This window comes from Sphaerochaeta sp. (assembly GCF_050178175.1).
Lineage (GTDB): Bacteria > Spirochaetota > Spirochaetia > Sphaerochaetales > Sphaerochaetaceae > Sphaerochaeta.
Genome location: NZ_JBFXGH010000079.1, coordinates 1 through 10,535 on the forward strand (window position 1 = coordinate 1; position 10,535 = coordinate 10,535).

At 51.2% G+C, this 10,535-nt stretch carries 11 protein-coding genes; 4 read left to right on the forward strand and 7 right to left on the reverse strand.

Features of this window, described 5'->3' with window-relative positions:
• Positions 1 to 58: 58 nt before the first annotated feature.
• Positions 59 to 859, forward strand: coding sequence for a tRNA threonylcarbamoyladenosine dehydratase (locus tag AB7S66_RS08925; RefSeq protein WP_428519198.1), 801 nt, complete (start codon positions 59 to 61; stop codon positions 857 to 859).
• On the opposite strand, the gene AB7S66_RS08930 is transcribed toward AB7S66_RS08925, so the two are convergent.
• A complete protein-coding gene (locus AB7S66_RS08930) occupies positions 856 to 1,437 on the reverse strand; it encodes a carbohydrate-binding family 9-like protein (protein ID WP_428519200.1) in 582 nt (193 codons plus the stop codon). The genes AB7S66_RS08925 and AB7S66_RS08930 overlap by 4 nt on opposite strands.
• Positions 1,438 to 1,538: 101 nt before the next feature.
• Between AB7S66_RS08930 and AB7S66_RS08935 the strand changes: the two genes are divergently transcribed.
• Positions 1,539 to 2,534, forward strand: coding sequence for a hypothetical protein (locus AB7S66_RS08935; protein WP_428519202.1), 996 nt, complete (start codon positions 1,539 to 1,541; stop codon positions 2,532 to 2,534).
• A gap of 2 nt (positions 2,535 to 2,536) precedes the next feature.
• Here the strand turns inward: AB7S66_RS08935 and AB7S66_RS08940 are convergent, their stop codons facing one another.
• The 6 genes from AB7S66_RS08940 to AB7S66_RS08965 form a co-directional block, all read right to left on the reverse strand.
• Positions 2,537 to 2,950 (reverse strand): YbgC/FadM family acyl-CoA thioesterase, encoded by a 414-nt coding sequence (locus AB7S66_RS08940; RefSeq protein ID WP_428519204.1) that lies wholly within the window; start codon positions 2,948 to 2,950, stop codon positions 2,537 to 2,539.
• Positions 2,950 to 4,215 (reverse strand): diaminopimelate decarboxylase, encoded by a 1,266-nt coding sequence (gene lysA, locus AB7S66_RS08945; protein WP_428519206.1) that lies wholly within the window; start codon positions 4,213 to 4,215, stop codon positions 2,950 to 2,952. Before lysA ends, AB7S66_RS08940 begins: the two co-directional genes overlap by 1 nt.
• Entirely contained in the window at positions 4,212 to 5,441 is a 1,230-nt protein-coding gene (locus AB7S66_RS08950) for an LL-diaminopimelate aminotransferase (protein ID WP_428519208.1), read from the reverse strand. The genes lysA and AB7S66_RS08950 overlap by 4 nt, the downstream gene beginning before the upstream one ends.
• Before the next feature lie 6 nt (positions 5,442 to 5,447).
• Positions 5,448 to 6,359, reverse strand: a complete 912-nt coding sequence (gene dapA / locus AB7S66_RS08955) for a 4-hydroxy-tetrahydrodipicolinate synthase (protein ID WP_428519210.1) — start codon at positions 6,357 to 6,359, stop codon at positions 5,448 to 5,450.
• Positions 6,359 to 7,129 (reverse strand): 4-hydroxy-tetrahydrodipicolinate reductase, encoded by a 771-nt coding sequence (dapB, locus tag AB7S66_RS08960; RefSeq protein WP_428519212.1) that lies wholly within the window; start codon positions 7,127 to 7,129, stop codon positions 6,359 to 6,361. Before dapB ends, dapA begins: the two co-directional genes overlap by 1 nt.
• A gap of 89 nt (positions 7,130 to 7,218) precedes the next feature.
• A complete protein-coding gene (locus AB7S66_RS08965) occupies positions 7,219 to 9,540 on the reverse strand; it encodes a DNA topoisomerase 3 (protein ID WP_428519214.1) in 2,322 nt (773 codons plus the stop codon).
• Between the two features lie 176 nt (positions 9,541 to 9,716).
• Between AB7S66_RS08965 and AB7S66_RS08970 the strand changes: the two genes are divergently transcribed.
• Positions 9,717 to 9,971: an ATP-binding protein gene (locus AB7S66_RS08970; RefSeq protein ID WP_198891726.1), complete on the forward strand. Its 255-nt coding sequence runs from the start codon at positions 9,717 to 9,719 to the stop codon at positions 9,969 to 9,971.
• Positions 9,968 to 10,535: 4Fe-4S binding protein (locus AB7S66_RS08975; protein WP_428519216.1), on the forward strand; the 568-nt coding region annotated here is incomplete at its 3' end. The genes AB7S66_RS08970 and AB7S66_RS08975, both read left to right, overlap by 4 nt.

Here is a 10,535-nt window from a genome sequence, read left to right on the forward strand (position 1 = left end):
ATTGAGAACTTCAGCAAACTCAGTGGATGCACCCATGATGAGCTGATAAGGAACAATGATGAGATCAGAACAATTCTTACGCATAACACGACTACTTGGTGAGGAGCCGGTAGAACGCCTTCATAAGAAACACGTGGTGGTGGTCGGTCTTGGGGCGGTCGGGGGAATGGCATTGGAATCCCTGGTCAGAAGCGGTGTCGGCAATTTGAGAATCGTTGACTTTGACACGGTGGCGATCACCAACCTCAATCGGCAGATCCTTGCCACCTATGAGACCCTGGGCAAGCCGAAAACTGAAGTCGCGAAACAACGTATCCTCGCCATCAACCCGGAATGCAACGTTGAGGTGCTTCCTCTCTTTGTACAACACGAGACATTGGATACCATATTCTGTGGACCAGTAGACCTGGTGGTCGATGCCATCGATTCACTCAATCCCAAATGCGCCTTGTTGGAAGCAGCATATAAACGAGGCATTCCGGTAGTGAGCAGCATGGGGGCAGCACTGAGGAGAGATCCCTCCCTTGTCCGTAAAGCCGACCTGATGGATACCTTCGGTTGCCCTCTTGCCCGTCAGGTGAGGACGAACCTCCGCAAACGGGGGGTAGGACGCGGAATAGAGGTCATCTTCTCCCCGGAGTTGGTACGTTATACCTACAAAGCTCCAGAGGAAGAGGAACATGCTGACTTCAATGAGCAAATCAGCATCAGGGGAAGAAGACGCAATGTACTGGGGAGCTTGCCTACCATAACAGGAATATTTGGGCAGAATCTTGCCCACCTTGCCCTAACCAAGCTTCTGGATGAGGAATTGCTCAGCGGAGAAGAAGCATGGAATCCCCGGGGAAAACAATCCTAATGGTATTCCAGCCTCATGAAGGCGGAAGGAATTTCCATATCGGGTTCAAGGGTTCCTGTCTCCTGCGCAAGCAAGTAATACTGCTGGCCAGACAGCTCACAGCAACTGTAGAAATTTCCCAGAAGCCGGCCATCAGCTGGGATGTTGAGTTCCTTCAAATCCAGATGCATCTCAACACTCCAACGGCTTTGTGCATTGGAGTTCTCCAAAAGTGTCACGGTAACCGGTATCGTCTCCAACAGCGATACAGGAAGCAGTGTTCTCTCCCCTTCCCTGTTGATCCACCACGAACGAAGGGCACCTGAGGCACTGCACTGAAGATGCAGATACTGCTCTGTCTCTTCTGCCTTGATCAGTAAGCCAACACAGGAATCGTCACTTACATCCTGGTTGTGTTGCTGCACCATCCGTCTGAGAAACGGTGTACGCACCATATAGCGCAGAGAGAGGATGGTTCCCTCCTTGGCAATCCGCAACGATCCTTCAGTTTTTTCATAAGATCCCCAACAGGGTACCAATGCAACGGGGAGACTTCTTTCAAGTGTATCACCGACAATTAATGTGGGTTGTGTTTCCATGGCTGCCAGTATAAACAAGTTGGGCTTCCTCTCCTAGAGGGAGTTGAAGCAAGAGTGAAAGGTTTTCTTCTTCTTTTATATCAATAAGAGAGGAGAATAACATGAAACAGAAAAGACGCACACAGGTACTGATGATTCTGCTTGCCATGGTTCTGTTGGCAACCGGATGCAAGGAGGAAGCGCACGCAGAGACAGCCGATTTGAGATTACTGCTTACCACCGAGCAGTTTTCATCTGAAAGAAGCCTGATACCCGATTCCCAGAAAATGGTCATCACGGACTACCACCTCAGTGGCACGGGGCCCAGTGGACAGACCTTCTCAGTGGATTCCGTGGAACGAGCTGTAGCAATCGGGAATCTCATGGTCGGTCGTTGGACGATAGAGGCCGTAGGATTCAATGCAGAGGGAGTACCACTTGTATCAGGGACCATTACAACCATGCTCAGCAAGGTCACCAGTACTGCCACCATCCACCTCACCGATCTAGTGGGATCTGGATTGCTTGAAACATTGGTTACCTGGGATCCTGACCAAGTAGCTGATGATGTATCCTTGCAAGTAGTGCTGTTGGACCAACAGGCCAATCCCATCAGCCTGGATGTACCTGCTTTGGACAAGGGAGTGGGTGAAGTACTTCTGCAATCTTCACTGGAAAGTGGCTCCTACCTGCTCCAGCTGAGACTCTTCAGCCAGGGGATGTTGGTAAGCGGGGCGACAGAGGCTATCCGAATTCTTGCTGACACCACCAGTGACGGGACGGTGAATATGATCATCGGAGATCTTTCCACCAATTTTGAGATCACCGTCATCAATGACACCATGCTTCCCATTGAAGGTACCATCACAGCGACCCCTGCGAGCCCGACTGCAGGAGAACAGGTCACCTTGAGCTATACACCAACCAACCTGCCGGAAGGTGTCTTGATGAGTGACCTGGAGATTGACTGGTATTGCGAGGGCACCATTGCCCAGGAACAGAGTGATACCTTCACATCAATACCAGAGGCAGGGACGCATCGCTACGATGTGGTGGTCTGCCATGAGAAACTGGGAAGTCTGGGCAACACCACCTTGTTGGTGACGATGCCCTATTAAGATCAGAGTGCCTGTACTGCCTGGGTAAACCAGGTAGGCAGCGGTGTGGGACGGAGTGTCTCGGTGTTGATCGAGGCAACCCGCACCTTGAGTACGCAGAGCACTTCATCTCCCCTTTTTACCGTCTGGATGAAGGTAATGGAGAAGCGCTTCTCACTCTCGATTTCCGTACATACTTCCAAGAGATCATCCAGACGCCCTGGCCTCTGGTAGTCGACCGTGATCGATTTCACCACAAAGGCCATCTTTCCCAGTTCAATCATACTGATCTGGGAACCATCAATGCCCTGCCTCTGGGCTACTTCCCTCAGCAATTCAGTACGGGCATGCTCCGCAAAATCAAGATACCGGGCGTGGTAGACAATGCCACCACAATCGGTATCGCTGTAATACACTCGTATCTTGAATGAATGCATCAAACCTCCAAAGAAGCACCATCGAAGCGAAGGGTCGACACATAGTCATCATAGGTTTGTGCCCTCCTGATCATCTTCACCGACCCGTCTCTCTTGAGCAGATATTCAGCGCTGCGGAGCTTGGCATTGTAGTTGAATCCCATGCTGTGTCCGTGTGCTCCTGCATCATGCAACACCAAGACATCCCCAGGCTCAACCTTGGGTAGCGGTCTGTCGATGGCAAACTTGTCGTTGTTCTCACAGAGACTGCCTGTTACATCATAGAGATGGTCATGGTTCTTCCTATCCTTGCCAACAACAGTGATATGATGGTATGCACCATAGAGTGCCGGCCTCATCAAGTCAGCCATGGAGGCATCGAGTCCGACATAGTCCTTGTACTTCTTGGTGACATGCAACACCTTGCTCACCAGGTATCCATACGGACCGGTGATCACCCTTCCGCACTCAAAGACAATCTGCAAAGGATCAAGACCAGCAGGTACAATGATCTCATCGTAGAGGGCCTTCATCCCATCACTGACCATCTGCAAATCCATTGCATCCTGATCAGGACGGTAGGGGATACCGATGCCTCCACCCATATCGATGAATCCAATGGCGATTCCTGTTTCCTTCTTGATCCTCACCGCCAGGCCGAAGAGCATCCTGGCCGTCTCAACAATATAGGAACCATCAAGCTCGTTTGAAGCAACCATGGTATGCAATCCAAAACGCTTGGCACCCTTCTCTTGCATGATTCGGTAGCTCTCGACTATCTGCTCATCCGTCAAGCCGTACTTTGCTTCCACCGGGTTGCCGATGATTGCATTTCCTGTTCGTTTTTTTCCAGGGTTGTAACGGAAACAGATGGTCTCAGGCACCTTTCCGATAGCTTTCTCAAGTGTTTTGATATGGGTGATATCGTCAAGATTGATGATGGCTCCAAGCTCATAAGCGGCGCGGAACTCCTCTTCAGGGGTATCATTGCTGGTGAACATGATCCTCTCAGCACTGATCCCACTTGCCTTGCTGAGCAACAGCTCAGGAAGGGAGGAACAGTCAGCCCCGAACCCTTCCTTTGCAAGAAGCTTGAGAATGGAGGGATTGGGACAGGCCTTTACCGCGAAGTAGTTCCGGAAACCTGGGGCCCATGAAAAGAGCTGGTTGAATCGTCTGGCATTATCCACGATTGCCTTCTCGTCGTATAAATAGAAGGGTGTGGGAAGCTGATAGGCAAGTTTCAGCAAATCGCCATGCCCCATGGGAAGTGTTTTCTCACTCATACCTGCAAGTTCTCCTCTATCTGGGCCATGGCTTTGATTACATTCTCACGGTGTCCATAGGAGGAAACACGGACAAATGCTGCACCTGCCGGCCCGAATCCCCCACCTGGGGTCACCACTACATGGCATTTGTCGAGCAGGATATCGAAGAACTCCCAGCTATCCATACCATTCGGGGTTTTTGCCCAGATGTACGGGCTATTTATACCACCATACACTCTCAGGCCTACTTTCTCCAGTCCTTCCCTGATGATTCTGGCATTCTCGAGGTAGTACTCCACCAATGCGCGGCTCTGGTCGTACCCTTCCCCTTCCAATGCGGCAAGCCCGCCAGCTTGAGCAATATTGCTTGCTCCATTGAAGAAGGTACACTGCCGGCGGTTCCACATGGAGTTCAAGAGACCGGAGGGAGCATCCTCACACTCCAATTCCTCGGGAACTATCGTCCACCCCAAGCGAACACCGGTAAAACCGGAGAACTTGGAGAAACTGTTGATCTCGATGGCGCAACGCTTTGCCCCTTCCACCTCATAGATGCTTCTCGGGTAGCCTTCCTCGGTAACATACTCACTATAGGCACTGTCGAAGATGATGATGCTCTTATGCTCGATCGCATAGTCCACAAATGCCTTCAGCTGCGCATGGGTGGCTACTGCACCGGTAGGATTGTTCGGACTGCACAGATAGATGAGATCGACCTTCTGCTCTGGAGGACTGGGGATGAACCCATTCTCTTCCGTGCTTGAAAGATAGACAAACCCATCGTAGAGACCCTTTTCCTTATTGAACAGACCAGTCCTTCCCCCAACGACATTGCTGTCGACATACACCGGATACGCTGGATCCTGGATAGCTACCACATTTCCCGAGGAAAAGAGATCCTGGATATTTGCAGCATCACTCTTGGCTCCGTCGCTTACAAAAAATTCCGTGCTCTTGAGTTCCACACCATAGCGCCCATAGTAACGAACCAAGGCTTCCCGAAGAGCTGTATCACCTTGCTCATCCCCATATCCTGAGTAGGTTGCACGGTCAGAGAGCTTCTTGATTTTCTCTTTCATTGCATCGCAGACTGCAGGAGGGAGGGCTTCGGTGGTGTTCCCGATGCCGAGGCGGAGTACCTCGACTCCCGGGTTCGATTCCTGCCATACCTTGGTCCTGCGGGCTATCTCAGGGAAAAGGTATCCGCTCGCCAGCTTCTGGAAGTTCGTATTGATTGTCGCCATGTACACTTATCTCCTTATGATTGCACCCAATGCTTCAAGCTTGTCCAGCTCTTCATAGAGGGCATTCCTATTCTCTTCACGTTCAAAGGTGCAGAGGGGAAGCCTGAAAGACTCCTCGCACCAACCATAGCGGGCCATTGCCGTCTTGATGGGAATCGGATTGGTTTCAAGGAAACATGCCTTGAAGAAACCACTGAGATTCGCTTCCATCTCCCTTGCCTGCTCCCACTTCCCCTCGAGGGCCAAGTGGATCATCTTTGAAATATATCCGGGGGCGATGTTGGAGGCAACCGATACAACACCATCCCCTCCACTTTCCACCAAGGGAATGGAGAGATTGTCATCTCCACTGAGTACATGGAACTTGCCATGGGTTGCATCGATGACAGAGCGTATCTGCTCGAGGCTTCCGCTGGCTTCCTTCACACCGACGATGTTGGAGCACGCATCACTGAGTGCCTTTATGGTCTCTGTCTCAAGGTTTACACCGGTTCTCCCCTTGATATTATAGAGGATACAGGGGATGTCGACACTGTCTGCAATTGCCTTGAAATGTAAGTACAACCCTTTCTGGGTAGGCTTGTTGTAATATGGGTTGACCAAGAGTACTGCGTCTGCCCCAACCTGCTGTGCATGCCTTGAAAGCCTCACTGCCTCACTGGTCGCATTTGAGCCTGTACCAGCAATGACAGGAACTCTGCCATTCGCAAACTTGACGGTCATTGCGATCATCTGGTCATGTTCATCGTGACTGAGCGTTGGGCTTTCCCCGGTTGTTCCACAGGGAACCAGGCCATTCACGCCACTGGTGATCTGTGCTTCGATGAGTTCCTCCAGACGTTCCTCGTCCAGATTGTCCTTCTTGGTGAATGGGGTGATCAGGGCAGTATGTACCCCTTTGAAATTAATGTCTCTCATTATGTCTTCTCCACTGATAGATATACATCTTCGAGCATGTCATCAAGGCTAAAGAATCCCTTGCGACCTGATGCGATCCAGGCAGCTGCCTGCACAGCCCCCACGGCAAAACCTTCCCGCGAGCGGGCTCTATGTGTCAATTCGATTGTGTCCTGTGGACTGTCAAAATACACGGTGTGTGTTCCAGGAACCCAGCCGCCCCTGACTGACGCAAGATGAATGGATTCATCCTCCCTCTTGTGGTGCAGGGTCTCCTTCTCCACTGAACGTTTGCTTGGATAGTTTTCCAACACCAACGAGCCCAGCATCTCTGCGGTACCGGAAGGACTGTCCGCCTTCTGTGCATGATGGATTTCCGTCAGGAATGGATCATAGAGACCGCTTTTGGCAAAGAGCCTGGAGGCTTCCTTCACCACCTGCATGAAGAGCGCCACTCCCAGTGAGTAGTTTCCGCTATAGATGATGGCACCACCAGCCTGCGCTACGATTTCCTGCAGTTCAGGTATCCTGTCATACCAGCCTGTTGTCCCGATGACTGCAGGGATGCCGAGCTTCGCATAGAGGATGATATGATCCACAACCACTGAGGGATGGGTAAAATCGATGACAACCTCGCACTCGCTCAAGTGTTCGCTACTGACCTGATCTGCCGTGACTTCACTCTCCTGACAAATCGGGTCAATAACAGCGGCAATCGTATGCCCCCGCTTCAAGGCTTCAGAGCGGATGAGTTTCCCCATTTTCCCAAATCCAACAATACCTACGCGCATACACTCCTCCTGTGATGCAGGAAGAGTAGCAGAAAGTTACAGATATGTCTATAGTTTAACAAAATGTTTTTATTTTAACAAATATTGCCTTATTTCCTTTTCTTATCGCGTTTTTTCCGTTCTTCACTGGCCTTCAGGAAATCAGCAAAGCTTCCACCACTGGACGGCACATCCTCTACTATATGTTTTGATTGCACAGGAGGTTTCCACCCTCCCCTCTCCTGATGCTCCTCCCTACGTGGGCCGCGAAAGGCCAACTTGCTGGGTCGAACGACCTCGATGACAGTCTCCCACGTGAACTTGGGCCCCTTGTCATCATCAGGCAGGGAAAATGATTGCATTGCCGGTTTCTTGGTTGCGGATTTCTTCAGTACTACACGTTTCTTGGTCCCATCAGCTGGAGGACTCACACTCTTTGCCTTCACCACTACTTTCGCCGGCTTCTCCTTTCCAGGAACCATGACCCTTTTCTTGATCTCCATTTCCTCATAGGAACAAGAAAGCCGCTGACAGAGAAAGTGGTTCTGACCGATATCATCAACCACCTTCATCATGGGTCCCTTGCAGAAAGGACAAGATTTTGCATCGGGAAACTGCGGGGAGAATACCTCACTGCTCTTGATGACCTCATCAACCAGCTTTACGGCATGGGCCTTGATATCCTCAAGAAAGCGACGGCTATCCTCCTTTCCATCGGCTATGGCACCAAGGCGTTGTTCCCAGAGTCCGGTCAGTTCAGGCGAGCGAAGTTCCTCAGGAGCAAGACGAACCAACTCCCTTCCCTTGGGAGTGGGAACCAGTTCCTTTCCCTGACGTTCCACATAGTGGTTCTGGATCAATTTCTCGATGATGTCTGCACGGGTTGCAGGAGTTCCAAGCCCCCCTCCCAGCTGCTTCTTCAGTTTTGCATCCTCAACAAATCGTCCTGCATGTTCCATGGCAGAAAGTAATGTAGCCTCCGTGTACCGGGCAGGGGACGGAGTGGAAAGCCTTCTAAGCTTCACACTGGAGATGGTCAATGGATCACCCTCCTGCAGGGAGAGCAGGAAGGGACCGGCCTCTTCTTCCTCTGTAATCGAAGGCTGGGCACTGCGCTTGCCGATCACACGGGCAACATCTCTCCAACCCTGCTCAACAGGAAGGGTAAGGCGGGTCTTGAACCGTGAGCCTTCCACATCTGCAATCAGGGTGGTGGTCCGGTAGGTATAATCGGGGCTGAGCACCTCAAGGAAACGCAGGACGATCAACTCCCAGAGAGCGCGCTCCCTGGCATTCAGCCTGCCAAGATCAACACGTTGCTCGGTGGGGATGATGGCATGGTGGTCGCTCACCTTCAGATCCTGGACAAACCGTTCCTGGTCTACACGATATCCCTGTATCCGGTAGGAGCTTGCCAGACTGCCAAACGGGGTTGCATCGATGGCCTGCAGGCGTTTATCCAGTGTGGAGACAATATCACTGGTAATATAACGGCTGTCAGTCCTTGGATAGGTCACTATCTTGTGCTGTTCATAAAGGGTCTGCAGGGTGTCGAGGGTCTCCTTTGCACTGAAATCGAGGAGATTGTTTGCATCCCGTTGCAGTTCAGTCAGGTCATAGGCAAGCGGTGGTTGTTCTGTGCGCTCAACTGTTTCCAGGGAGACAACCTGCCCCGTCTTTCCCGTAAGCTCTGCCTCTTTCTGTTTGGCACTCTTCTCATCATTGATCCTGATCGAATCCTCAGTGGGGTAATAGGAGGCAGTAAAATCAGTGAAGTCGGCCTTGAGTGTCCAGTAGAACTGACCACTGAATGCCTCAATTTCATCCTCTTTCCGGGTCATCAGGGCAAGGGTTGGGGTTTGCACCCGCCCAGCTGAGAGCTTTGCATCATAGTGACAGGTCAATGCCCTGGTGACATTCATCCCGATATACCAGTCGGCAGCAGCACGACTCTCCGCCGCTGCATACAAGTCATCATAGAGTGTTGCATCCTTGAGGTTGCTGAATCCTTCCTTGATGGCTCCTTCCGTCTGGCTGCTGATCCAGAGCCTTTTTGCCGGTCCTTGGTAGTCTGCAAGTTTCATGATCCAACGGGCGACCAACTCGCCTTCCCTTCCTGCATCAGTGGCAATGATCACAGTATCAACATCCTTTCGTTGTATGAGTTGCTTGACCACGGAAAACTGTTCCTTGCTCTGTTCGATCACTTCCTGCTTCAAGACCGGGGGCAACATCGGAAGATCCCTCAGTGACCATCTTTTATAGCGGTCACTATAGGCAGCAGGTTGGGCAAGCTCCACCAGGTGCCCAAGCGCCCAGGTCACGATATAGTCATCCCCTTCGCGGTAGCCTTTCTCCGATTTCCAACAGTGCAAGACACGTCCGAGTTCCCTTCCGACGCTCGGTTTTTCAGCCAATACCAAATGTTTCAAGATGTACTCCTCCACGAGGCTGACTATATATCCAAGAGAGTCTCTATGCAAGGGAAACCCGGAAGGGGCTTTTGCTGTTCACAATATTTGCTATTAACAACCATTTGACAGAATAGCTGTTTTCCGATACGGTTCTGGAACCAGAACTACAAAGGATTATCAAGGAAGAGAGCACCATGGCATTTGACATCGCATCATTTTTTGGTTTGAAACCAGCAGGGCCTAAAGAGCCAAAAGTATTGACCGTACTCACCCATCGTTGTCCCCAGAACCACCGCTGTCCAGCAGTAGGAGTCTGCCCTTCCGGCGCCTTGACCCAGAAAGGGTTTGCAGCACCGAAAGTAGACAAAAGGAAATGCACTGATTGCGGGAAATGTACCCGTTACTGCTTTCCTGGAGCCCTGAAGATGAAACGGAAGGAGGGTGCATGATCAGGAAATCAAGAGGATTGCTCCCAGGCCTTTTCATCATCACCCTTGCCTATTTTTCCCTTGGTTTTGTTTCCATACTCTTTGCCAACCTTGCCCTTCTTTGCATGGCACTTCCCTTCATCTTGCTTGCAATGATCAAGAGGAAGGTATGGTGCCAGCGCTACTGCCCACGGGCAAGCTATCTCAACCAGGTAGGGAAAAAGCGCAACTGGAGAAAAAACCCTCGGTTCATCACCAGCGGTAAAGCAAAGCACTTTATGATTTGGTACTTTGGACTCAATCTTATGTTCATAGCCGGCTCGACAACCCAGATAGCCATGGGGAATATGGAAGCAATGCCGTACATCCGCCTTTTTATAGCCATCCCGCTGTTTCCCCTGCCGCAGTTGCTGCAGGTAAGTGTACCACCATTCCTCTTACATCTCTCCTACCGTTTCTATTCCATGATGCTCAGCACAACGATTCTTGCCAGCATCCTGGCCCTCATCTACCGTCCTCGCCTATGGTGTGCCATCTGCCCGATTGGTACGCTTCAGGACAAGGCCATCTCCTGGATGAAGGAAT

What these genes read in the sequence shown, in the direction of transcription:
- AB7S66_RS08925 (WP_428519198.1), top strand. Translation starts at nt 59, where the DNA reads ATGAGATCAGAACAATTCTTACGCATAACACGACTACTTGGTGAGGAG.
- AB7S66_RS08930 (WP_428519200.1), bottom strand. Translation starts at nt 1,437, where the DNA reads ATGGAAACACAACCCACATTAATTGTCGGTGATACACTTGAAAGAAGT.
- AB7S66_RS08935 (WP_428519202.1), top strand. Translation starts at nt 1,539, where the DNA reads ATGAAACAGAAAAGACGCACACAGGTACTGATGATTCTGCTTGCCATG.
- AB7S66_RS08940 (WP_428519204.1), bottom strand. Translation starts at nt 2,950, where the DNA reads ATGCATTCATTCAAGATACGAGTGTATTACAGCGATACCGATTGTGGT.
- lysA (WP_428519206.1), bottom strand. Translation starts at nt 4,215, where the DNA reads ATGAGTGAGAAAACACTTCCCATGGGGCATGGCGATTTGCTGAAACTT.
- AB7S66_RS08950 (WP_428519208.1), bottom strand. Translation starts at nt 5,441, where the DNA reads ATGGCGACAATCAATACGAACTTCCAGAAGCTGGCGAGCGGATACCTT.
- dapA (WP_428519210.1), bottom strand. Translation starts at nt 6,359, where the DNA reads ATGAGAGACATTAATTTCAAAGGGGTACATACTGCCCTGATCACCCCA.
- dapB (WP_428519212.1), bottom strand. Translation starts at nt 7,129, where the DNA reads ATGCGCGTAGGTATTGTTGGATTTGGGAAAATGGGGAAACTCATCCGC.
- AB7S66_RS08970 (WP_198891726.1), top strand. Translation starts at nt 9,717, where the DNA reads ATGGCATTTGACATCGCATCATTTTTTGGTTTGAAACCAGCAGGGCCT.